The sequence below is a fragment of the Beduini sp. genome (assembly GCF_047239305.1).
In the GTDB taxonomy this organism is placed as follows: domain Bacteria; phylum Bacillota_I; class Bacilli_A; order Erysipelotrichales; family Coprobacillaceae; genus Beduini.
Map to the genome: position 1 here is coordinate 79,404 of NZ_JBKTEM010000002.1, position 25,234 is coordinate 104,637.

The window sequence follows — 25,234 nt, forward strand, 5'->3', positions numbered from 1 at the left end:
TCATAGCGCTATCATTTTTTTAACATGTTTAAAAATGTGAACAAATTTAACATTTCTTTTATAAATAGTGGATTAAAAAGAAAAAACATAGTAAAATGGGTATGAAATTAAAAAAGAGAAAAGGAGTGTTTAGAATATGGGATTAGTTTCAGCAACAGACATGCTTGTTAAAGCAAAAGCAGGGAAATATGCAGTTGGACAATTCAATATCAATAACTTAGAATGGACAAAATCTATCTTATTGACAGCAGAAGAATTAAAATCACCTGTAATTTTAGGTGTATCTGAAGGTGCAGCAAAATATATGACAGGTTACAAAACTGTAACAGCTATGGTAAAAGCAATGATCGAAGAATTAAATATTACTGTACCAGTAGCTTTACACTTAGATCATGGTAGCTATGAAGGAGCTAAAAAAGCTTTAGATGCAGGATTCTCATCAATTATGTTTGATGGTTCTCATTATCCAATCGAAGAAAACATTGAAAAAACTAAAGAATTAGTAGAATTATGCCATTCAAAAGGTGTATCTATCGAAGCAGAAGTAGGTTCTATCGGTGGAGAAGAAGATGGTGTAGTGGGTAAAGGTGAAGTAGCAGATCCTAAAGAATGTAAAATGATTGCAGATTTAGGTGTTGATTTCTTAGCTGCCGGAATCGGAAATATTCATGGTAAATATCCAGCTAATTGGGAAGGTTTAGATTTTGAAGCATTAGACGCTATTCAAAAAGAAACAGGTGTATTACCATTAGTATTACATGGCGGAACTGGAATCCCAGCAGATATGATCGCTAAAGCTATCACTTTAGGAGTATCAAAAATCAATGTAAATACTGAATGTCAGTTATATTTCCAAGAAGCTACACGTAAATATATTGAAGCAGGAAAAGATTTAGAAGGTAAAGGATTTGATCCTCGTAAATTATTAGCACCTGGTGCTGCTGCTATCCAAACTTGCGTTAAAGAAAAAATGGAATTATTCGGAAGTATCGGTAAAGCATAATAAATCGGAGCGCTCAGCGCTTCTTTTTTTATTAAAAACCTATTGACTTAAAGTTAACTTTAAAAGGTATAATGTTAACTGATGGGAGGAATAGAAATGGAAAATAAAAAATTAGGATTTGGTTTAATGAGACTGCCTTCATTAGATCCCAATGATCCATCTCAAATTGATTTTGAATTAGTTAATCAAATGGTTGATACATTTATTGAAAAAGGTTTTACTTACTTTGATACAGCTTGGATGTACAATGCTTTTAAAAGTGAAGTAGCTGCTAGAGAATGTTTGGTGAAACGTCATCCAAGAGACAGCTATACACTCGCAACAAAGCTGCATGCCGGATTTCTTAAAAATAAGGAAGATCGTGACCGTATCTTTAATGAACAATTAGAAAAAACAGGTGTTACTTACTTTGATTATTATTTGCTTCATGACATAAATACACATAGTATAGAAACATATAATACGTTAGATTGCTTTAATTGGATTCAAGATAAAAAAGAAAAAGGGTTAGTAAAGCATATTGGTTTTTCTTATCATGATGGTCCGGAGTTATTGGATAAAGTTTTAACTGAACATCCTGAATTTGAGTTTGTACAGCTGCAAATTAATTATTTAGATTGGGATTCTGCAGGGGTTCAATCTAAAAAATGCTATGAAGTGGCTACAAAACATCATAAACCGGTTATTGTTATGGAACCAGTAAAAGGTGGGACACTTGCGAAAGTGCCTGAATCAGTAGAAAAGATGTTTAAGGATTATGCACCGGAGGCTTCTATTCCATCTTGGGCAATACGCTTTGCGGCTAGTCATCAAAATGTATGGTTAGTATTAAGTGGTATGAGTAATATGGAACAAGTTTTAGATAATACCGGGTATATGAGTGATTTTAAACCTTTAAATGAGGAAGAAATGCAGTTGATTGAATGCGCTGTTGCTGAAATTAATTCCACAATTGCCATTCCGTGTACAGGATGTTCTTATTGTACAGATGGCTGCCCAATGAAAATAAATATTCCTAAGTATTTCTCATTATATAATGCAGATTTACAAGAAGTAGAAGAAAAAGGCTGGACACCTCAAGGGGAATATTACAATAATTTAACGAAAACATTTGGTAAGGCGAGTGAATGCATCGGCTGCGGACAATGTGAGGCAGTATGTCCTCAGCATCTTCATATCATTGAGGGATTAGCAGAGGTCGCAAAACATTTTGAACAGTAAAAAAGGAAGAATTAATCTTCCTTTTTTGCTTTACAGAGACTTAAAAATGCTACCACATAATGATGATTATGTAGTAGCATTATAAATAAATATGTCCATTTACTCTTACATTATAGGTTAAAACACCCATAGTTTCAAGGTGTTATCCGTTGTTTTAATCAAGAATAAACTGCCTAAAATTAGTAGGATTTATTATAAATCAAGAATTTTATTAAGAAATTATATTTATATTAAGCACTTTCTAAGGTGCTTTTTTTATTAACACAACATAATCATCATTATGTTGTAAAAGTGCGAATGCAAAATGACTGTAACTTTAAAATAAATAGGAAAGGGATGAATGTTAGGTTAAACATTTTATTTAAAGATAAGAAAAATTAAAATGGAGGGAATTAGATGAAGAAAAAGAAGTGGATCTTTCTTTTACCATTGATTTGCGGAGGGATGCTGTTTGGCAACTCCATTACAATTAAGGCAGAAGATGGAGTAGATGTCGGTAGTTTTCATATAAGCGGTGGTGCATTAAACACAGATTACAGTTATACAGGTGGGGTATTGACGATTCTTAGCAGCGAAACTTTAACGATCAAAAATAAAAATGTTAATACAGCAACGACTGATCGTATCCTTGTACCTGAAACTGTAGATGCAAATCTCGTTTTTGCGGGTGTAAACATAAAAACAACATCCAATAGTCCATTTACGTTGACTCCGGATAGTAATGGAGATGGAAAGGGTGCATCTGCTCATATTGTATTAGCGGATTACAGTACAAATACGTTAGTTTCAAACTCAACTTATTATCCAGGGTTAAGAAGTGGAAAAACAACCTCTTTAACAATTGATGATGCCATTGTAAATAAAGATATTAACGGTAATGCAATTGTCCCTGAATTGGGAAGGGTTCCCAATGATGTTACATTGTTGAACGGAACAGTGCTAAATAAAGGGGATCGTTTGACTTTAATGGATAGTCTGAATCCAGGTGTCCTTAATGTTACGGGAAGTAATTATGCTGCGGGAATTGGCGGCGGTGATGGTGAAGATGGTGGAAACATCACAATTAATGGCGGTATTATTAAAGCAACAGGTGTAGGAACAGGAAGTGGAGTTGAAAACGGTGGTGCTGGAATCGGTGGTGGAAATTACGCTGCTGGTGGAAACATTGTTATTAACGGTGGTACGATTACGGCACAAGGGGCTTATCATGCAGCTGGGATCGGCGGTGGATATGCAACAGGTTACGCAACTGCTCCGACGACTTTGAATCCGGCTGTAGTGGATAAAGCAACAGGTAAAGCTAAAAGCGGAAACATTACGATTAATGGTGGATTGACTTATTCTAATGGAGGTGCTCATGGCGATGCCTTTGGTGATGGCTGTGTCGGTTATACAACAACAGATCAATATAAAATCATAGTTACTGGCGGAACCATTATTCCCAATGCAGTCAGCGGACGTAACGATTTAGGTGGATCACAGGCAGATGTTTTCGTTTTAGGCGGATCATTGAGTGCCAGCCGTTTTTCAAGTATGGGCGGATCTGTCGCTTATGGTGATATGGATAAAACCACTCAGGTTTTTATGACTAAAATTACACTGCAAAGCTGGGGAACAGATAGAGTAGGAACAACCCTAGTAGATAATATGGATATGAAAATCAATGGAATTGATTATAACTATGGGGTTCCATCATATACAGATAGTAATGGAATTTTATATTTCTGGCTTCCAGATACAAACAAAGGGGCAGAAGTAAGCATTGATTTGGATATTATTGATAAAACGACAAATAATTTAATAGCGACAGATACTTTCTTTGCAAAAGATGTAGGGAATGGTAGTAATACTTTCTTAAAGCAATATGTCAATTTTGAAATTGGCGATAGCACTATTCCGGATGGTTTAATTACCAAGAGGTATAATGGGTTAGAATTGAATGATGATGATATAAAACAAGCTGTTGCAGATTTAGCTATTCCTACAACCATTCCATCTGGTGGAACGTTAACTGATGCGTCACAGCTAACCATTAGTTCACAATTATTGAAAGATGATGGGATAACTCCCGAGGATAATGCGGAAATTACCCAGGGAATTAATGCAGATGGAGGGAAATATCAATTGATTATTACCTCTACCCAATACGCAAACTCAACAGAACAAAACTTTAAAGACTCTTATTGGGGTCATCGTACCTATTTTAAATATGCAGAAATTATACCTGCCGATACAGAATCGATTATATCTATAGATGGATTAAGTAAAGAACCGGATACATTTAGACCGGATAAACTGCTTACTTTAAATGCCAAGGTGAAACCATCTGATGGAGAAGGTTTGGATTGTGCTTCTCCTAAAGGCTATGTACAGTTTTATATCAATGGTGAAAAGTTTGGCGAACCGGTTGAGTTAACTGCACAGGCAAAAGCAGACAACAGCAGCTACAATTACAGTACAGCCTCTATTGAATGGGATCCTTTAAATGACGAGTATTGTACAGATGGAGAGATCCAGAATATTTCATTTGAGTATATTGGTGATGATCGTAATTATAACGATGGATCAAAAGATGAAATAGAATTAGTAATGGATAATCTAAATATTGATGTAGATGGAGATGGAATTCCAGATATTAATATCGATACGGATAGAGATGGAAAACCGGATATCAATATTGATATAGATAATGATTGGAAGCCAAACATCAATATCGATACAGATAACACCGGAACATGGAAACCAAGCAGTGAAGGCGGTAATGCTGATGGGATATGGAAACCAGATACAAATATGGATATCAATGCAGATGGTATCGGAGATACGGACTATTATCGTCCCGCTATTGATTTAGATGGTGATGGCATTGATGATAACTGGACACCAAAACTATCAGTTGATTATGGAGAAGATGGTTCTAAAAAATATGATACTGCTAATCCAAATATAAATATTGATACTAATGGAGATGGACTGCCTGATATTAATATAGATATTGACGGAGATGGAAAGCCAGACATCAACATTGATACAAATGGGGATAATACTCCAGATATCAACATTGATGTTGATGGAGATAAGAAACCGGATATTAATATTGATACCGATGGCGATAGTAAACCGGATGTCAATATCGATACAGATGGAGATAAGAAACCTGACATTAACATCGATACAGATAATACCGGAATTTGGAAACCAAGCGGACAAGGCGGAAATAAAGATAAAGTATGGAAACCGGATACAAATATAGATACCAACGGAGATGGTACTGGAGATACTAACTATTATCGCCCGGCTATTGATTTAGATGATGATGGTGTCGATGACAATTGGAAACCCAATAAAGATGTGGAAACAGATACAATAAATTATGAAACTAGCAATCCTAATATAAATATCGATATTAACGGAGACGGTACACCTGATATTAATATTGATACCGATGGCGATGGATTACCTGACATTAACATCGATACAGATGGGGATAATACACCTAACATTAATATTGATATAGATAACGATGGCAAACCTGATATTAATATTGATACGAATGGGGATAAAACGCCGGATATTAACATTGATACAAACGGAGATGGAAAACCTGATGTGAATATCGATGTCAATGGTGACAAAAAACCAGACACGAATATTGATGTCGATGGTGATCTTCTTCCTGATGTGAATATTGATACCGATAGAGACGGAAAACCGGATATTAATATCGATACAAATAAAGATGGTAAACCAGATATTAATATCGATACCGATAATACGGGAATTTGGAAACCAAGCAGTGAAGGCGGAAACAGTGATAAAATATGGAAGCCTGATACCAATATGGATATTAATGGCAACGGGATGGGGGATACTCAATACTTCCGACCTGCCATTGATTTAAATAAAGATGGAATCGATGATAACTGGAAACCAAACACTGATGTTGTAAAAGAGACCGTCACTTACGATACCGCAAATCCTAATATTAATATTGATACCAATGGAGATGGACTTCCGGATATTAATATTGATACCGATGGAGATGGCATTGCAGATTTAAACATTGATACAAATGGAGATAATATTGCAGATCTCAACATTGATGTCAATGATGATGAAATCCCGGAATTAAATATTGATACCAATGATGATGGAAAAGTAGACATTGTCATTAAGAACATAGATACTGGCGATCAAAACAGCATAGTGGGTTATACATTTTTCTTACTGTTAAGTGGTTTTGGTTTCTTATATGCAAAGAAAGCAAGATATGATGAAGATACTGAATAAAATCAGTGTCTTTTCTTTTGAAATAAATTCATCAGTGTATTAATCAATAATAAGGAGATAAATGAAACAAATCATTCACTTTAGTGTAAGGGCATTCTTTTAATATGAAATTATGCTAAAATATTAATATATACGTTGAAGGAGGAACAGTGACAATGAGTAAAATTATCTTTATTGATGTAGATGGAACATTATTGGATTATGAAAATAAACTTCCTGCATCAGCAGATAAAGCAATTAAATTAGCAAGACAAAACGGACATAAAGTGTATATTTGTACAGGAAGAAGCAAGGCAGAAGTCTATTCTTATCTATGGGATATCGGGCTTGACGGTATGATCGGTGGAAATGGAAGTTACGTAGAGGATCATGATCATGTTGTGATGCATCAGGTGATGACCAAAGAACAAGGAAAACATATTGTAGATTGGTTAAAAAGCAGGAATTTAGAGTTCTATTTAGAAAGTAATAATGGTCTATTTGCGAGTGAAAACTTTGAAACACGAGGAGAACCGGTTATTCAGGAATACAGCCGCAGAAAAGGAAAAGACAACAGTGATAAGATGACGGTTAAAGATGTCTTTCCGGAAATGATATACGGCGGAGAATTATATCGTGATGATTTAAACAAAGTCAGCTTCATCTTAGAAAGTTATCAGGATCATCTTGATTCCATTGAAGAGTTTCCGGATTTAAAACCGGGAACATGGGGTGGTAAAGGAGAAGTTGCCTTATTTGGAGATTTAGGTGTTAAAGATATTACGAAAGCCAATGCGATTGATCATTTACTGCAGTATTTAGGAGCAAGCATCGAAGATACGATTGCTTTTGGTGATGCGAAAATTGATATTCCAATGCTGGAATACTGTAAGATCGGAGTTGCAATGGGAAGCGGCGGAGATGAAATCAAAGCCATGGCAGATTACGTTACTGATGATGTCGATCAGGATGGACTATATAATGCTTTTGTTCATTTTGGATTAATTGATAAAGATGCTTAAAGAAGAGAAATTCTCTTCTTTTTTTGTAGATTAACCTCAGATTATTAGCTATACTTAAATCTAAAGAAAGTAGGGAGTAGTGTGGCAAATAAAACCAATGCATTAAGAATGTTAGATAAAGGAAAGATTACTTATCGGATTAAAGAATATGAAGTAAATGAAGAAGATTTATCAGGAGAACATCTGATTAAACAATTGGGGTTAAAAGCAGAAGAAGTCTATAAAACCCTTGTGCTGATCGGAGATAAGAAAGAGTATTTAGTAGCGTGTATACCGGTGGATAAGGAAATTGATCTTAAAAAGCTGGCAAAACTATCTCATCATAAAAAGGTAGAGATGCTTCATCAAAAAGACTTGTTAAGCATTACCGGTTATATTCGCGGAGGCTGCAGTCCGATCGGGATGAAGAAATTATTTCCAACTTATTTTCAGGAAGATATTCTTCAATTAAAAGAAGTTTATGTCAGTGCTGGAAAACGGGGATTACAGGTTATCCTTTCACCACAGGATCTGATCGAAGCCGTTAAAGGGAAAATCGGGGATATGAACTAGAGTATGGATTGTAAAATCGATACTCTTTTTTTATGGAAGTGACGGGTTATGTCAATATTTCGGGCTTTAAAAATCTAGGTTATCGATTAGCTAGAACGTATAATAGGATAGAGGTGACACTATGCATGAAAGTTATTACAGCTTAAAACCAAGATGTGGAAGCGAAGAGATGTTAGAGAGAATCCGTCATAATCCGCCTATCTATATTTCATTATATGAGGTCTTGTATTATGATGATTGCTTATATCTGCAGCGTTATTCAAAATCGGCTATTGCCAAATTAGAGGGAGCAAGAAAGAATGCACTTATCTTCTATTTACATGATGGTTCCAAGATTAATGTTTTCTTACATAAAGAACGAGTAAACATTTTATTTCATATAAAAAGCTTAACTTTAAAAACTGCTTTTATTCAATTAGTGAGGGGGAATGAATAATGTTGGATCAATGGTTAGTTCATTTATTTCATGAGGGACAGTGTATTGAAGCATACAAAATCTTTGGTGCACATATACTTAATAACGGCGCAGTCTTTAGCGTTTATGCGCCAAATGCCAAAGCGGTAGATGTCGTAGGTGATTTCAACCATTGGCAGGGGACAAAAATGGAGAGAGTCAGTGATGGGGGAATTTTTTACCAATATATTGATGGGGTTAAGGAATTAGAAAATTATAAATATCGCATAGAAACTAAAGAGGGGAAAATAATAGATAAAGCAGATCCATATGCCTTTTACAGTGAATTGAGACCGGGAACATCATCGAAAGTATTTAATCTTGATGGTTATGACTGGCATGATGACTACTATCTCAAATATCGTACTAATGGCTATGATCGTCCGCTTAATATTTATGAGGTTCATTTAGGATCTTGGAAACTAAAGAAAGATTTCACAGAGGAAGAGGATGGGAGCTATTATTCCTATGAAGAGATAGCAGACCTGCTGATTCCTTATGTAAAAGAGATGGGATATACCCATATCGAACTGATGCCTTTAATGGAGCATCCTTATGATGGTTCTTGGGGTTATCAGCCAACAGGCTATTTTAGTGCGACAAGCCGTTATGGAAATCCAAAGCAGCTAATGGCATTTATTGATCAGTGTCATCAAAATGATATCGGGGTTATCTTTGATTTTGTCCCTGTGCATTTTGTTCATGACCAGCATGGTCTAAGTAAATTTGATGGTGGCTATGTCTATGAATATCAAGAAGAATATCGTCGCTACAGTGAATGGGGAACCAGTTATTTTGATTTGGGAAAAGAGGAAGTACGAAGCTTCATGATGTCTTCTGCCTCATTTTGGCTGGATTATTTTCATGTTGATGGTATTCGCTATGATGCCGTCAGTCATCTTATTTATTGGCAGGCTAATAAGAATAACGGCGTCAATGATGGTGCGTTGGAATTTGTCAAGCGTTGTAATTATCATCTGCATTCACGTTATCCGGGAATCATGCTGATTGCGGAGGATTCTACCGATTTTAATAATGTAACGAAAAAAACCAATGAAAATGGGTTAGACTTTGATTATAAATGGGATTTAGGCTGGATGAATGATACATTGAAATATATGGCTAAAGATCCTGTTTATCGCCAATATGAACATTCGTTAATTACGTTCTCAATGGCGTATAACTTTAATGAACGCTTTATTCTGCCTTTCTCACATGATGAAGTCGTTCATTCTAAAAAGACCATTATCGATAAAATCTGGGGCAATATGCATCAGAAGATGGCACAATTAAAAACACTGTATATCTATATGTTCGGACATCCGGGCAAGAAACTGAATTTTATGGGAAATGAACTGGCAGAATTTAAAGAATGGGATGAAAAAAAGTCATTAGGCTGGAATATCTTAACTTATCCAATCCATGATGCTTTCCACCATTTCATGCGTGATCTACATCGCCTGTATTTAAATGAAATTGCCATGTCTAAATTTGATTATGACTTGTTAGGGTTTCAATGGATGGTGGTTGATGATAATAAACAAAGTGTCTTTGCCTTTACACGTCGTTATGAAAAAGATATTTTAGTTTTTGTATTAAACTTTACTGAAAACAAACATTATGGCTATATGGTGCCGGTTCCGGTCAATGGGAAATATATTGAACTCATTAATACGGATCAGGATATTTATTCAGGAGGAAACTTTGTCAATGGAGCAAAAATTAGTGAAAATTATTCACTTCAGGTAAATATTGGTCCTTTTGCTTCAATGATCTTTAAATGTAGTGTATCAAACTGATACGGAAGGGAGATTTTTCGTGTTTACAAGTAAAGAAGAATTCATTATGGAATTTTCTAAAAGAATTATCTCGACTTATGGACGCTGTGTAAGTCAGTCTCATGTAACGGAACAATTCATGGTGTTGGAAAGCATGGTACGTGATTATGCTTCTGTTAACTGGGCAACAACAAAAGCAGATATCATTAAATATAATAAAAAGCAGATGTATTATTTCTCATTAGAATTTTTAATGGGAAGAATGTTGGTAAATAATCTGATGAATCTAGGTATTTATGATGTCGCTAAGATTGGGTTATCCGAGTTAGGTATCAATATACATGAATTAGAAGAATTGGAAACCGATGCTGGGTTAGGCAATGGTGGATTAGGTCGGCTGGCAGCCTGCTTCATGGATTCTTTAGCCTCACTGTCCTACCCGGGCAATGGCAATACGATCCGCTATGAATATGGTTTATTTAAACAGAAGATCGAAGATGGCTATCAAATTGAAGTGCCGGATCAATGGCTTAAACTAGGGAATGGCTGGGAAGTCAGAAAACCTAAACATACCGTTGATGTGAAATTTTGGGGAACGGTTCAATACAATAGTGAGACTCAGAAATATGAGCATCAAGGAGCAGAATGTGTCAGTGCAGTGCCTTATGATGTGCCAATCGTTGGAATGAATACAACCGTGACGAATACACTGCGTCTATGGCATGCTCAGCCAAGCGACAACATTCCCAGCAATAAGGATTTCAGACAATACAATCAAGAAGTCAGAGATATCTGTCAGACGCTTTATCCTGATGACAGTACCATTTCCGGCAAAACATTGCGTCTAAAACAGCAATACTTTTTAGTGGCAGCAGGATTGCAGGCAATTATCAAGTATCATCTTAGTCTTTATCCGAATTTAGATAACTTCCATGAAAAGTCAGTTATTCAGTTAAATGATACGCACCCTGTATTATGTATTCCTGAATTGATGCGTATCCTAATTGATGAATATGATTATAAGTGGGATCAGGCATGGTTTATCGTCAGCCATACCTTCGCCTATACAAATCATACAGTGCTAATAGAAGCGCTTGAACGATGGCCGATTACACTAATGCAGGCATTGCTTCCAAGAGTGTATATGATCATTGATGAAATTCATCACCGTTTCCATGACGAAGTCATCAAAAGAACCGGAGATAAAGAAAAAGCAGATCGTTTAGGTATTCTAAAAGATGGCTATTGTGATATGGCACATTTAGCGGTAGTAGGGAGCTTTAGTGTCAATGGGGTTGCTTATCTCCATACGCAAATCTTAAAGAACGATGTCATGCGTGAACTCAGTGATTATTTCCCAGGAAAGTTCAACAACAAAACTAATGGGATCACCCATCGTCGCTGGCTGCTTTATGCCAATCCGCAGTTATCTGATCTTATTAAACAGCAGATTGGTGACAGCTGGATCGAACAGCCTTTATTATTAAGTAAATTATTAGATTGCTCATTAGATCCGAAACTACAGGAACAGTTTACTGCAGTAAAAAAAGAAAGAAAACAACTGCTTGCCGACTATATCTTAAAAAACAATCATATTGAAGTGGATATAGATTCTATCTTTAATATTCAGGTAAAACGATTCCATGCCTACAAGCGTCAGCTATTAAGTGTTCTAGGCATCATCTATCAATATTATGAGATTAAAAATAATCCTGATTATAAGATGTATCCGCAAACCTTTATCTTTGGCGGAAAGGCTGCACCGGGCTACTACTTTGCGAAAACGGTTATTAAATTAATCAACAGTGTCGCCAAAGTAATTAATGAAGATGAAGATGTATCGAAGTGGATGAAAGTTATATTTATTGAGAATTACGGTGTCACCTTAGCAGAATTGATTATTCCCGCAGCCGATGTTTCTTTGCAGATTTCAACGGCAGGAAAAGAAGCCAGCGGGACAGGCAATATGAAATTCATGATGAACGGTGCTATTACCTTAGGTACAATGGACGGTGCAAATGTTGAAATCGTTCAGCAGGTAGCAAAAGAAAACTGTGAAATTTTTGGATTGACTACCGCAGAAATAGAAGAATTAAAACCAAATTATCATGTATGGGACTATTATCATAATGATCCTAAGATCAAAAGAGTCATTGATTCACTGGTCGATGGCAGCTGGGATAATAATCGTGAACAATTCCGAGTTATCTTTGAAGAACTGATGAATCATAATGATGAATACTTTGTACTGGCAGATCTTGATGCTTATCTGAAAGCTTTGAATCATATCGAAGAACGCTATCAGGATCAAGCGGAATGGGCAAAGGCTTGTCTGATTAACATTGCGAAATCCGGATACTTTTCATCTGATCGTACCATTAAGGAATACGTTGATGATATCTGGCATATCGAAAAAATCTAATATGATCTTATCTATTTAATTTAAAGGAAATCATACTGCTCTTAGGAGTCTGTTATGATTTTTTTATTTGCATAAAGAAATTTCATGAATAGTTAACGTTCAAGTATTTAAGTAAGCCCTTATATGAAGATAACTGTCAGGAATGGAATAATGCTTTGAGTTAAATTCGAAATTAGATTAGACGCATATGAAATGAATTAGATTTTTAATAACTAAAAGCAGAGATTTTATTTAAAAATCAAAGAAATTAATATTTATTTAACTTTTTTTATGATGAAAGAATGCTATAATGAGCGTGTTAGAAATGAGGGGTTAAAATGGCATCAACTTATGCACATTATGTTTTTGGACAATATGTTTTAAATGAACTTTCTGAGTCACAAAAACAAATAGTTTTGAAAAATCGAGAATTATATGATATTGGTTTGCATGGACCGGATATTTTATTCTATTATCAACCCTTAAAAAAGAATCCTATATGTTCTTTAGGCTATGACTTGCATGAAAAAACAGGGAAAGCGTTTTTTGAGTCAGCGATAAAAATTTATCATAAACAAAATAAGCAGGCTTTGCACCTTAGTTATCTTTATGGAGTAATCTGTCACTTTGCCTTGGATGCAAAATGTCATCCGTATGTAGAAAAATATCGTCGTGAAAATAATGTTTCACACACATCCATAGAAGTTAATTTCGATCGTTATTTATTAGAAAAAAATGGATTTAATCCTTTAAAGTATCCGTTAAGCTGCCATATTCATCCTTCTTTAGATAGGGCAGAGATTATCAGTCCTTATTTTACAATAACAACGCCTAAGGATATATTAAAAGCGTTGAAGTCGATGAATTTTTATCACCATCTCTTACATGCTTCTTATGGTTTCAAGCGTCAAGTTCTTTATTTGGGAATGGATCTTGTTGGTCAAAGAGAATTTAAGGAGCATATCATATCTAAAAAAGCTAATCCACGCTGTCAACAAAGTAACCAAAATTTAGATCAATTAATGCAGGAAGCGATTCATGAAGCCGTTCATTTAATTCAATCATTTGATCAGTCACGGATAAGTGATTGTTCTTTATCTGATGGATTTGAACATACTTTTGGAGAGAATTAAGGAGGTTTTTATGAAATTTAAACTTACATCATTAGAAAAAGCATGGATTCTTTATGATATTGGTAATTCAGCATTTATTCTGCTTGTATCCACTATTTTACCCATTTATTTTAACTATTTAGCCGATTTAAAGGGGTTAAGTGAAGTAGAGTATTTAGCCTATTGGGGATATGCGATGTCTCTTTCAACATTGATTGTAGCGTTTATCGGTCCTGTATTTGGTGCTTTGGCAGATATTAAAAATTTTAAGAAAAAGCTCTTTACGATCTCGATGGTTATTGGAGCGATTTGCTGTGCATTACTAGGAGCAGCCTCAACCTGGTTTGTATTTCTTGCTATCTTTGTCGTTGCTAAAGTAGGATATTCTTCTAGTATAGTATTCTATGATTCGATGTTGACCGACATTACAACAAAAGAAAGAATGGATGCAGTTTCGAGTCAAGGGTATGCGTGGGGGTATATTGGGAGTTGTCTTCCTTTTGGGATTGGTTTATTTTTAGTGCTTGGCGGAAGCGGCATGGGATTGTCCATGACAACGTCCATGATTCTCACTTTTCTATTAATAGCGATTTGGTGGGTGGCGATGAGTATCCCCTTACTAAAAATGTATCAACAAAAATATTATGTTGAACACCAGTCGCATCTTATTAAACAAAGTTTAAAGCGTTTATGGACAACATTAAAAAATATAAAACAGGATCGAAGAATACTTTACTTTCTCTTAGCATTTTTCTTCTATATTGATGGTGTTTATACGATCATTGAAATGGCTACGGCTTATGGGCAGGCATTAGGGCTAGAAAGCAACGGTCTTTTGATTGCATTGTTAATGACACAAATCGTTGCTTTTCCATGTTCTTTACTTTTCGGACGATTATCAAAGAAATATGATAATAAGACGTTAATCACTTTATGTATTATTGCTTATACAGGGATTGCATTGTTTGCTTTGGTAATATCCACACAATTGCATTTTTGGATTTTAGCTTTTGTTGTGGGAATGTTTCAAGGCGGGATACAAGCATTATCTCGTTCATACTTTGCGAAAATTATTCCGGCAGATAAATCGGGGGAATATTTTGGAATTATGGATATTTGCGGAAAAGGGGCATCATTTTTTGGAACCGCAATTATTTCAATAGCCAGTCAAGTATTCAATAGTGTTAATATTGGAGTAGGAATGTTAGCCTTCATCTTTATTATTGGGTTAGTTCTTTTTCGTAGATCTGCCTCAATTTCATCTTCAACAGGATTGTAATATAAATAGATGTACTAGGTTGATTATAATAACATAGATCTTAAAAAATCATATTATTCTTAGGAATCTGATACGATTTTTTATTGTATGGAATACCTTAATTTCATTGGCAGAAGAGAAGGATTTTGCTATAATGGGGGCGGTGATAAAATGATCTGTTATTTTCTTGTAATGAACGTGATCGGCTTTCTTTCCATGCTGATCGATAAATACCGAGCTGTTCATCATTTGTGGCGAATCAGCGAAAAAACTTTGCTGCTTTTAGCTGTTCTTGGTGGCAGTATCGGCAGTTATATCGGCATGCAGACAGCGCATCACAAAGTGAATAAAAAGAAATTTAGTATTGGTGTTCCGCTGATGATCATTTTACAAATCCTCAGTTTGACTTATTTGCTTTTAGGTCCTAATAAAAGTATAATGAGATAAAGTAACAGAAAGGAAAAAAATAATGGAAACAATTAATATCAGAATAACAATGGAAACCGGAGAAGTCATGGAGGGGGAATTATATCCTGAAATCGCTCCAATCACAGTAGAAAACTTTGTTAATTTAATTAAAGAACATTTCTTCGATGGATTAATCTTTCATAGAGTCATTGATGGTTTTATGATTCAAGGCGGAGGATTCGATAAAGATATGAAGCATAAAGAAGCAAGAAGCATTAAAGGTGAATTTGCTTCAAACGGAGTTAAGAATGATTTAAAACATACACCGGGAGTTTTATCTATGGCACGTACTATGGTAAAAGATTCGGCTTCAAGTCAGTTCTTTATCATGCATAAGGATGCCCCGCATTTAGATGGAGATTATGCCGGTTTTGGTAAGATTACAAAAGGAATGGAAGTTGTTGACCGTATCGCAAAAACAGCGACAGATTTTCAAGATGCGCCTTTATCAAAGCAGATCATCAAAACGATCGAGGTGATCTAAATGAAAAAAGTAGAATTGTTTTATTTGAAGAATTGTCCTTACTGCAAACAAGCAATCAGCTGGATGAATGAGTTAAAAGCAGAACCGAAATATGCAGATCTTCAAATTAAAATGATTGAAGAAAGTGAAGAATCTGTCTATGCAGATGCGCATGATTATTATTATGTACCGACTTTCTTTATTGACGATGTGAAAGTTCATGAAGGAGCGGCAACAAAGGAACAGATTAAAGAAGTACTAAACAAAAGTTTATAGGAGGATAAACGATGGCAATTTTAGTAACGGGTGGAGCAGGATTTATTGGAAGTCACACAGTTGTGCAGTTATTGGAAAATAATCAGGAAGTTATTATTGCAGATAATTTTTATAACTCAAGTGCGGATGTTTTAGATAAGATCAGAACAATTACAAACAAAGATTTTAAATTCTATGAATATGATGTCACATGCAGGGAACAGATGGATGAAGTATTCAGAGATAATAACGTAGAAGCAATCATTCATTTTGCAGGCTATAAAGCGGTCGGAGAATCTGTGGAAAAACCATTGATGTATTACTCAAATAACCTGGTAAGCACCTTTGTTTTATGCGAAATGATGGAGAAATACGGATGCAAACGTCTCGTCTTCTCTTCAAGTGCGACAGTATATGGAAAACCGGCATCTGTCCCTATTAAAGAGGATTTTCCTTTATCAACAACGAATCCATATGGAACAACAAAACTGATGACAGAAAGAATCTTAACAGATATCCAATTTGCTCATCCGGACTGGTCAATTGCATTACTTCGTTACTTTAATCCGATCGGAGCCCATAAGAGCGGGTTGATTGGAGAGAATCCAAAAGATATTCCCAATAATCTAATGCCTTATATTTTAAAAGTCGCTTCCGGAGAATTAGAATGCTTAAATGTATTTGGAGATGACTATGATACACATGATGGAACCGGAGTCAGAGATTATATCCATGTGGTAGACTTAGCTCGCGGACATGTTTTAGCCATTAATAAAGTCATGAACAGCAGCGGGGTGCATATCTACAATTTAGGTACCGGAAAAGGCTATAGTGTTTTGGATATTGTAAATAACTTTGAACGTGCAACAGGGATTAAAATCAAATATAAAATAACGGCTCGTCGTCCTGGGGACATTGATGAATGTTATGCTGACACAACAAAAGCAAAAGAAGAATTAGGCTTTGTTGCCGAAGCGGACATTGATGAGATGTGTAAAGACGGATGGAATTTCGTTATGCATAATAAATAGGCGTAATGCCTATTTTTATCGTGATCAGAGAATTTCAAGAAGCGGATGCACCACGTGTGCAGAAGATTGCACTGAAATGTTTTGACAGCAATATTCGTAAGAATAAAAAACTTTATCTGGCAAAACATTTCGTTAAAAGTTATTTTAAATTAAAAAATATAGAAGCACGATTAGACAATCAGTATGAATTATATGTTTTAATTAAAAACGAAATCGTTGGGTTTGTAGAGATTCAGGATGGGAATACTATAACTAATATTTTTGTTGATCCACCCTATCAAAAACAGGGATATGGAACACAACTGCTAAAACATGCCATCATGCGCTGTCAGGCATTGGATCCAAAATTAGACCATGTGTCATTGGATGCAGAGACACATGCCATCAAATTTTATGAACATTGTGGTTTTACCAGTCTGTCGAGAAGTAAAACGGTGATGGGGGTAGAAATGACAATGATGGAAATAAAGTTAAAAAATAACTAAATTATGTAGCATTTTTTTAGAATTTGTATATAATAATTAAGTGGTGAGGTGAGAAGATGAAAGAAGACATTAAAAAAGAGTATAAGGAATTATTTGATGCCAGTACGAAATCAATCGATATTGTCCAAGTCCCTGAATTTCAGTTTATTATGTTGGATGGTATCGGCAATCCTCGTGAAGTTGAGTTTAAAGAAAAATCGGAAGCATTGCATCTGTTTGCCAAAGCCGTTAAAAAATACTACAAAGCTCATGGTTTAACAGACTACATGAGTTCACCATTAGAAGGTGTTTGGGATACATATGATAATGGTCAATTTGACGTTACGCGTAAAGAAAGAATCAAATATACGTTGATGATTGTGCAGCCAACTGCAATGACTCAGGAAATATTTGAAGAAATCAAACAAATGTTGATTGAAAAGAAAAATATTCCATATTTAGAAGATATTTATCTAAAAAAACGTGATGAAGGAGAAGCAGTTCAAATGCTTCATATTGGGGCATATGATACTGAAATCACTTCAACAACTCAGATTATGGAATATGTAACCATTCAGGGTTATAAGCTTAACGGACTGCATCATGAAATCTATTTGAATGATCCGCAGAGAGTAGATCCGGAAAAATTAAAAACGATTATTCGTTACCCAATCTGTGAACTTTAGAAAACGATGAAAATCGTTTTTTTCTTTGCTTTTTACTATTCAAATAAATTGATTTATGAAATAATAAGGGCAATAGGAGGTCATTATGAAATTAATATCATGGAATGTCAATGGCTTACGTGCCTGTGTTCAAAAAGGCTTTGTTGATTTTTTTAAAGCTGCAGATGCAGACATTTTTGCCATTCAGGAAACAAAATTACAGCCGGATCAGATTGATTTGGAATTTGAAGGGTATCACAGCTACTGGAACAGCGCCGTTAAAAAGGGGTATTCCGGGGTTGCGGTCTATACTAAGAAGGAACCTTTAGCGATTACATACGGATTAGATATCGAGGAACATGATCAGGAAGGGCGTGTCATCACTTTAGAGTATGCTGATTTTTACTTTATCACTTGCTATACGCCAAATACGAAAAGAGAGTTGCTGCGCTTGGATTACCGCATGATTTGGGAAGATGCATTCAAAGCCTATATTGCTCGTTTGCAGGAAAATAAACCTGTTATTATTTGTGGGGATTTAAACGTTGCTCATCAGGAAATCGACCTTAAAAACCCTAAAACCAATCGTCGTAATGCCGGCTTTACGGATGAAGAAAGAAATAAATTCAGTGAGTTATTAAAGATTGGATTAACAGATACTTTCCGTCATTTCTATCCTGATGCAACGGGAGTATATTCTTGGTGGTCTTACATGTTTAAATCAAGAGAAAAGAATGCCGGTTGGCGTATTGATTACTTTTTATGCAGCCAAAGCTTAAACGATCAATTAGTAGATGCCAAAATTTATATGGATGTTTTAGGTTCCGATCATTGTCCGGTCGGATTAGAGATCAATGTTTGAGGAATGGATTAGAAAATATGATATTACTCAGGTTACAAAAAATCAGATAGGACGTTCGGCTGACGGTGTCTATTTTCTAACAAACAATAAACAAAATTACTATTTAAAAATATCAAGCAACAAAGAGATTCTAAATGAAGTCAAAGCCTACCGCTATTTAGAAGATAAACTAAATGTTCCGAAAGTTTATGAGTTTACTCAAAAAGACGGACAATACTTTTTATTAATGAGCGAAGTAAAAGGCAGAATGCTGTGTGATCTGCTTCATGAAGACATAGAAGGTACGATTAAACTCTATGCTTTGGCATTGAAAATGCTCCATGACTTGCCGATAAAGGACTATCCGATTCAGCGAGATTTATCAGAACTGATTCAAACAGCTAAAAATCACCTTCCGGATATAGATATTAATACTTTAGAGGAGATTACAAAGGAACGAGGGTTGGAAGTAACATTTCAACGATTAGTGGAATTAAAGCCGCTTGACCGTGACTTGGTAATTTGTCATGGTGATTTTTGTATGCCCAATATATTAGTCGGAGAGGAAATCGGATTTATTGATTTAGGAAGAAGCGGTATTGATGACCGCTATCAAGATATCGCCTTGGCTTTAAGGAGTTTGAAAACGAATATCGAAATGATCGATCAACCTTATAGAGATGCTTATACTACACTTTTTTTAGAGACGTATGGCATATTCGAGATAGATGAAAGAAAACGTGAATTTTATTTTTTACTAGATGAATTTTATTAGGAGAAAAATATGCAGCTGCCAAATGTATTAAAAAATAAAATAGATATGAGTGAAGTCACTCGTCCTCAGATGGGATATTCCGATGCTGAAGTTTATGAAGTCAAACATGGCTATTTGAACAAAGATATTGTGATTAAATGCTCTGCTTCATCAGATATTGAAAAAGAAGCTCAGATTCTGCTCTGGCTTCAGGATAAAATAAAAGTACCGCAAGTCTATTTTCATCTTTTTGATCATGGCATCTATTACTTAGTGATGGAAATGCTGCCGGGAATGATGGGACAATATGGTTTTAAACAAATGAGCAGGGAGGAAATGGTGATCCTCTATGCCAAAGAAATAAAAAAATGGCATCAGCTCGATTACCATGATTTTCCTTCCTATAATACGCTGGAAGATAAATTAAAGCATGTTCGCCATAATATCAAGCATAATCTAGTCAAAACTCAATATTTTGAACGTGAATTTAAAGGAATGAGCGGACAGGAGGTATACGACTTGATGATGACACATTATCCTAAAGACTTTGATTTGGTTTTATGTCATGGCGATGTCTGCATGCCTAATTTTATGATAGAGGATAAGAAAGTCACCGGCTGGATCGATGTTGTAGGATGTGGTGTCAATGATCGTTATTTAGATATTGCGATTGCTTTAAGAACACTGCGCTTTAATTTTGAATGGCTGCATGAAGCCTTCACCTCATCTGATATGGAATTGTTTTTAAAAACATACGGTATTGAAACTTTGGATATGGATAAAGTGTTATTTTATATATGTTTGGATGAGTTAACCAATGGATAGGAGAATAAAATGAAAATAATGTTTATTTCTGATGTACATGGATCAGCTTATTATATGGAAAAAAGCTTAAATAAGTTTGAAAAAGAAAAATGTGATTATCTTATTTCTTTGGGAGATCTTCTATACCATGGCCCACGCAATGATCTCCCTATTGATTATGCGCCTAAAAAAGTAGCGGCGATGCTGAATAAATATAAAGATAAAATTATCAGTGTCAGAGGTAACTGTGACAGTGAAGTCGATCAGATGATGCTGGATTTTCCTATGTTAAGTGATTACACCCATTTATTTATTGACGGGCATCGTTTCTTTTTAACCCATGGTCATCATTATCATAAAGATGCTTTGCCTCCTTTAAGTAAGAATGACATTTTGGTCTATGGGCATTATCATGTACCGCTTGCCCAAAAAGAAGGAGATATTTTTATTCTGAATCCTTCTTCTGTTTCTTTGCCTAAAGCGGGAACCAACAGCTTTGGCATCTATGAAGATCATATTTTTACGATTAAGACATTTGAAGATGAAATCGTTGCTTCTATTGATCTAAGAGGCGAAGATGAAAGTTAAGCAAATTGAATGGAACAGTGAAGACTATAAAAAAGCATTGGAATTAAGAGATAAAGTATTGCGGCAGCCATTAGGTATGAGCATTTATGATGATCCTTTGGAAGCAGAAAAGAAAGATCTGCATATTGTAGTTATGGAGGAGACTCAAATCATCGGTGTATGCTTCTATCGATCGATTGATCAAGAGACAATGCAGATGAAACAGGTTGCAGTTGACCCTTCTTTTCAGCGACGGCATATTGGAAGGGAAATGTTTATACAGTCTATTCAGAAATTAAAACAGCGGCAAGTAAAAACCATTATGGTTCATGCCAGAGAGAATGCTTTAGGGTTTTATCAGAAGCTTGGTTTTGAAGAATGCGGAGAACCGTTTTATGAGGTGGGAATACGCCATCATTTGCTCAAGTATAACTTGTAATTTATAGGGGATCGCTTATAATAAAAAGCTGTGGGTGATAAAATGAAAGAGATCGATCAAATCTTAGAATTAAGTCTTGAAGCTGGACGTATGATGTTAGAAAGCAATTCTGAAATATATCGTGCAGAAGAAGTCATAGTCAATATTTGCCGTGCGTTTGGTGTGAAAAATATTGATGTTTTTACGTTGGCAACTTGTATTTATTTATCAGTCAATATCGAGGGACATACGTATACGCGCATCCGCCGTATTTATCAGCGTGAAACAAATTTAGCGCGTATATCTAAGATCAACGACATATCCAGAAGCATCGTTAAAAAGAATTATACGCTTGAACAGTTTCAAGAAAAGCTGAAGGATGTGGAGTCTTGTCAGGGACTTCCTAACTGGCAAAGGGCAGTAACGATCAGTGCCAGCTGCGGTGTCTTTGGTATCATGTTTATGCCAACGGCAAACTGGATTGATTTTATAGTCACTTTCATTATCACATGTTTTACGTATTATTTAATGCAGTTTCTAAAAAAATATGAAATGAATGCCTTTATTGCCAATGCGTTGTTGGCAATCTTAATGACATTTCTAGCCTCAATGTGTGTGAGTTTTGGAATTGTTCGCGATATTGATACCATCGTTATTGGAACGATCATGATCCTAGTGCCGGGCGTAGCTGTAACTAATGCGGTTCGTGATATTATTAATGGTGATATTCTCTCGGGGACTATTCGCACCGTAGAGGCCTTAATCATTGCTTTAGGCATTGCTTTTGGAGTCGGGATTACTCTGTTCTTTTCAAATTTGGGAGGACTGCTATGATTACAGAATTTTTATTAGGATTTATTTCCTGTTTAGGTTTTGGCTATATTTTTAACTGCCCGCTTAAAGCCATACTAAAAGGCTGCATCGCCGGTGGTTTTGGATGGGCAGCCTATAAGATAATGCTGCAGTTTGGACAAGGAACTATTATTGCTACTTTTGTAGGGGCTTTGGTTCTAAGCATTATCTGTGAGATCTGTGCCAGAGTGTATAAAGATGCAGTAACCGTATTTGCTTTGCCGGCGATCCTCCCATTAGTACCGGGAGCCGGACTCTATTATACGATGCTGTATTTTATACAGAATAATTATGACTTAGCCTTATCGAAAGGAATTGAAACATTAGGGAATGCAGTCGCCATCGCTATTGCATTGCTGATTGTTTCATCCATAACACGATTTGTTTTTAAAGTAGTCAGAGGAATCCATCATTGATTCCTCTTTTTGTTTATATGCCTGCTTTTTTCATTAAGCAGAATTTCTTTCCAGTTTACAGGAAAAGAATAATCCAGCTCTAAATTGAACGAACCGTTTTCTTGATGTGCTTTTCTAAAAAGTCTTTCTGCAGAATCGATAAACTCGATTACATTTTCTTCATTGGGAGATAAGCGCACTGCTAACAAGGTATAATAAAATAAAGAATGATGATTAATCGTTTTATCCATTTCGCACTGATCTTCCGGTTTTGTCATGATTGGCCGCAGTTCTTTCATAGAAGATAAACGGTAAAGACTTTGGTAATGGGCGCATTTATTACGTAAATTATTTAAGCCAACGATCCATGCATTAAAGGTCTGAGGTGTTAAATCAACATAATACTCTTCCAGCAGGGCTTTCTTTTCAGCGACAATCAAATTTTGGAAAATTCCGATCAGCCAGCCAAATGTCATTAGACCTGCAGCGGTAGAAAAACTGATTGCATATTTGCATTCCCGATATTCATCGATAACCTGCTGATTATTGGCAATCATCTCGTTATCGATGCGAGTATTCAGTTTTTTGATATTTTCATAATGTAGGATATTATCTTCAAAAACATAGTTTCGTAAGTAGCCGCGATAATAGAAATGACGTGTATCTTTACCAATGACTTCATAAATTTCATCATATTTATTGGATAAGTATTGTGTAAAACCCGAACGAAAATAGAGTTCAACACTCTCTAATAATGCCTGATACTGATAACGCAAGAGACGATCAATTCTGACGATCGCTAAAAGATTACGAAATTCTAACTGAGGCTGCTTTTGTATATAGGTTTTGAGTTTATCGTATCCCACTTCATACATCAGCTTTTGTAATTGATCGACTTGATGGAGCCTGTCAAAACTAATCAATGGGATTAAGGTTTCCAATGTATCGGGATTAGCACGAACAGTATCCGCATTTAATGTAAAGCCGCCAATCGTTATACAGTTTTCCGGAACCTCCTGATTAGTAGAAATATTTCCATCTTTTAATGGTTCTATCTTATTGTCCGCTTCACGAATAATAGCTTCTACTTCTTTCTTGCTGATGGATAGCAGTTTACCAATGGATTCTAATTTTTTTAATTCACTGTGAATGTGAATATCTTCAATCAGAATATCCAGCTGATTAATCGTTTCACTGATTTTACTATTCTGATAGGCAAGGTAGTATTGTTTAAAAAAAGCAGGGATAGATGGGAACTGTAAGAGTTCGTTCCTAATCTTTTTAAGTTTAATATAAAGATGATGCTGATTATAGAAAGAAAGGATTACTTCTAAATCAGCGGTGTCCGGTGCTTCTTTTTTAGTATAATGAAAATATTGAACAGCAGGCAGTAAAAGGGATGGTGATGAAAGCATCGCCTGATCTATCGTTTCATATAAACTAGTGACCTCTTCATCACAATAGCCGTTTAATTTTTCTTGTGTTGTTTCTTTTAATTGGGAAAGCAGTTTATTTTTTTGCTCCCGATCCTTTAATTTTAAGTAGGTACGCAGCTGTCTCTTTGCTTTTTGCAGGATTCGCTGTTTTAGCTTATGTTTTTGCTGTTGAATCGAATGATCTTCTTTTTTTAATAGGATAGCGGCTTCTTCCTTTAAAAAGGTTTGATCATTATGGTGATAAGCGTCTAAAATAGAAGTGACATAAGGTTTTTGATGATCTAATAAATCTTTAAAATAAAGACGGGGATAGTGCTGTAGGATAAAGCCGGTCATATCTTCAAAGCTCATTTTATCAATACTTTGTTTAACTTGTTTTTTATATAATGTAGTATACTCATTATAGAGATCAAATTTTTTGACAATCTCCTCTTTTTTTAAAGCTAGTTTTGTTTCTAAAAAAGAGAGAATTGTCATTTGGTTTTTAATTAGATAGATTTTATGGTAGATACGTGCTATTTGTTCTATAAAGAGATCTTGATCAATCTTTTCTAAAATAGTGAATGTACGCTCAACAATCGAAAGCTGAGATTCATCATTTAAGGTTTGTAAAAGCAAAAGACGATAGGAATGATTGTTTTGTAAGAGCCATTTAAGATCCGGTTTATTTGTCTTTTTGTATGTATACGTTTGTTTCATATAACCTCCTTCAACGAAATTATACCATATATCAAGTCTATATTGATTTTAA

The 25,234-nt window shown here is 35.3% G+C and carries 24 protein-coding genes; 23 read left to right on the forward strand and 1 reads right to left on the reverse strand.

What is annotated here, in order from left to right:
• Positions 1-136: 136 nt before the first annotated feature.
• The 23 genes from fba to ACLRVU_RS04280 all read left to right on the forward strand — a co-directional run bounded on the left by fba (position 137) and on the right by ACLRVU_RS04280 (position 23,068).
• Positions 137-1,003, forward strand: a complete 867-nt coding sequence (fba, locus tag ACLRVU_RS04170; RefSeq protein WP_147549715.1) for a class II fructose-1,6-bisphosphate aldolase — start codon at positions 137-139, stop codon at positions 1,001-1,003.
• Between the two features lie 96 nt (positions 1,004-1,099).
• Positions 1,100-2,224: an aldo/keto reductase gene (locus tag ACLRVU_RS04175; protein ID WP_412890808.1), complete on the forward strand. Its 1,125-nt coding sequence runs from the start codon at positions 1,100-1,102 to the stop codon at positions 2,222-2,224.
• Positions 2,225-2,620: 396 nt separating this feature from the next.
• Positions 2,621-6,514, forward strand: a complete 3,894-nt coding sequence (locus ACLRVU_RS04180; protein WP_412890809.1) for a hypothetical protein — start codon at positions 2,621-2,623, stop codon at positions 6,512-6,514.
• A 149-nt stretch (positions 6,515-6,663) separates the two neighbouring features.
• Positions 6,664-7,515 (forward strand): Cof-type HAD-IIB family hydrolase, encoded by an 852-nt coding sequence (locus tag ACLRVU_RS04185; RefSeq protein WP_412890810.1) that lies wholly within the window; start codon positions 6,664-6,666, stop codon positions 7,513-7,515.
• 81 nt (positions 7,516-7,596) lie between these two features.
• Positions 7,597-8,067: a Cys-tRNA(Pro) deacylase gene (gene ybaK / locus ACLRVU_RS04190; protein ID WP_412890811.1), complete on the forward strand. Its 471-nt coding sequence runs from the start codon at positions 7,597-7,599 to the stop codon at positions 8,065-8,067.
• A gap of 121 nt (positions 8,068-8,188) precedes the next feature.
• A complete protein-coding gene (locus ACLRVU_RS04195; protein WP_147549709.1) occupies positions 8,189-8,503 on the forward strand; it encodes a hypothetical protein in 315 nt (104 codons plus the stop codon).
• The gene (glgB, locus tag ACLRVU_RS04200; RefSeq protein ID WP_412890812.1) at positions 8,503-10,320 is read left to right on the forward strand and encodes a 1,4-alpha-glucan branching protein GlgB; all 1,818 of its coding nucleotides are present in this window, start codon (positions 8,503-8,505) and stop codon (positions 10,318-10,320) included. The genes ACLRVU_RS04195 and glgB overlap by 1 nt, the downstream gene beginning before the upstream one ends.
• A 19-nt stretch (positions 10,321-10,339) precedes the next feature.
• Complete coding sequence (locus ACLRVU_RS04205; RefSeq protein ID WP_412890813.1) at positions 10,340-12,721, forward strand: glycogen/starch/alpha-glucan phosphorylase; 2,382 nt, start codon at positions 10,340-10,342, stop codon at positions 12,719-12,721.
• 317 nt (positions 12,722-13,038) lie between these two features.
• Positions 13,039-13,833 (forward strand): zinc dependent phospholipase C family protein, encoded by a 795-nt coding sequence (locus ACLRVU_RS04210; protein WP_412890814.1) that lies wholly within the window; start codon positions 13,039-13,041, stop codon positions 13,831-13,833.
• A gap of 10 nt (positions 13,834-13,843) precedes the next feature.
• A complete protein-coding gene (locus tag ACLRVU_RS04215; RefSeq protein ID WP_412890815.1) occupies positions 13,844-15,091 on the forward strand; it encodes an MFS transporter in 1,248 nt (415 codons plus the stop codon).
• A 150-nt stretch (positions 15,092-15,241) separates the two neighbouring features.
• Positions 15,242-15,517, forward strand: coding sequence for a DUF1294 domain-containing protein (locus ACLRVU_RS04220; RefSeq protein ID WP_412890816.1), 276 nt, complete (start codon positions 15,242-15,244; stop codon positions 15,515-15,517).
• Positions 15,518-15,539: 22 nt separating this feature from the next.
• Positions 15,540-16,022 (forward strand): peptidylprolyl isomerase, encoded by a 483-nt coding sequence (locus ACLRVU_RS04225; protein ID WP_412890817.1) that lies wholly within the window; start codon positions 15,540-15,542, stop codon positions 16,020-16,022.
• Complete coding sequence (locus tag ACLRVU_RS04230; protein ID WP_412890818.1) at positions 16,023-16,277, forward strand: glutaredoxin family protein; 255 nt, start codon at positions 16,023-16,025, stop codon at positions 16,275-16,277. It abuts the gene before it with no gap.
• An 11-nt stretch (positions 16,278-16,288) separates the two neighbouring features.
• Positions 16,289-17,287, forward strand: coding sequence for a UDP-glucose 4-epimerase GalE (galE, locus tag ACLRVU_RS04235; protein ID WP_412890819.1), 999 nt, complete (start codon positions 16,289-16,291; stop codon positions 17,285-17,287).
• 5 nt (positions 17,288-17,292) lie between these two features.
• Positions 17,293-17,772 carry a GNAT family N-acetyltransferase gene (locus ACLRVU_RS04240; protein WP_412890820.1) on the forward strand — a complete coding sequence of 160 codons (480 nt, stop codon included), beginning with the start codon at positions 17,293-17,295 and terminating at the stop codon, positions 17,770-17,772.
• Between the two features lie 56 nt (positions 17,773-17,828).
• Positions 17,829-18,437, forward strand: coding sequence for a GyrI-like domain-containing protein (locus ACLRVU_RS04245; RefSeq protein ID WP_147549683.1), 609 nt, complete (start codon positions 17,829-17,831; stop codon positions 18,435-18,437).
• Positions 18,438-18,522: 85 nt separating this feature from the next.
• On the forward strand, positions 18,523-19,278 hold the full coding sequence (locus ACLRVU_RS04250) for an exodeoxyribonuclease III (protein ID WP_412890821.1): 756 nt from the start codon (positions 18,523-18,525) through the stop codon (positions 19,276-19,278).
• Positions 19,271-20,032: an APH(3') family aminoglycoside O-phosphotransferase gene (locus ACLRVU_RS04255; protein ID WP_412890822.1), complete on the forward strand. Its 762-nt coding sequence runs from the start codon at positions 19,271-19,273 to the stop codon at positions 20,030-20,032. The genes ACLRVU_RS04250 and ACLRVU_RS04255 overlap by 8 nt, the downstream gene beginning before the upstream one ends.
• A 9-nt stretch (positions 20,033-20,041) precedes the next feature.
• Positions 20,042-20,836, forward strand: a complete 795-nt coding sequence (locus tag ACLRVU_RS04260) for an APH(3') family aminoglycoside O-phosphotransferase (protein ID WP_412890823.1) — start codon at positions 20,042-20,044, stop codon at positions 20,834-20,836.
• 9 nt (positions 20,837-20,845) lie between these two features.
• Positions 20,846-21,403, forward strand: a complete 558-nt coding sequence (gene yfcE / locus ACLRVU_RS04265) for a phosphodiesterase (protein WP_412890824.1) — start codon at positions 20,846-20,848, stop codon at positions 21,401-21,403.
• The gene (locus tag ACLRVU_RS04270) at positions 21,393-21,821 is read left to right on the forward strand and encodes a GNAT family N-acetyltransferase (RefSeq protein ID WP_412890825.1); all 429 of its coding nucleotides are present in this window, start codon (positions 21,393-21,395) and stop codon (positions 21,819-21,821) included. The genes yfcE and ACLRVU_RS04270 overlap by 11 nt, the downstream gene beginning before the upstream one ends.
• Before the next feature lie 42 nt (positions 21,822-21,863).
• Positions 21,864-22,634 carry a threonine/serine exporter family protein gene (locus ACLRVU_RS04275; protein WP_412890826.1) on the forward strand — a complete coding sequence of 257 codons (771 nt, stop codon included), beginning with the start codon at positions 21,864-21,866 and terminating at the stop codon, positions 22,632-22,634.
• Positions 22,631-23,068, forward strand: coding sequence for a threonine/serine exporter family protein (locus ACLRVU_RS04280; protein ID WP_412890827.1), 438 nt, complete (start codon positions 22,631-22,633; stop codon positions 23,066-23,068). The genes ACLRVU_RS04275 and ACLRVU_RS04280 overlap by 4 nt, the downstream gene beginning before the upstream one ends.
• On the opposite strand, the gene ACLRVU_RS04285 is transcribed toward ACLRVU_RS04280, so the two are convergent.
• A complete protein-coding gene (locus ACLRVU_RS04285) occupies positions 23,062-25,182 on the reverse strand; it encodes an Abi family protein (protein WP_412890828.1) in 2,121 nt (706 codons plus the stop codon). The genes ACLRVU_RS04280 and ACLRVU_RS04285 overlap by 7 nt on opposite strands.
• Between the last annotated feature and the right edge of the window lie 52 nt (positions 25,183-25,234).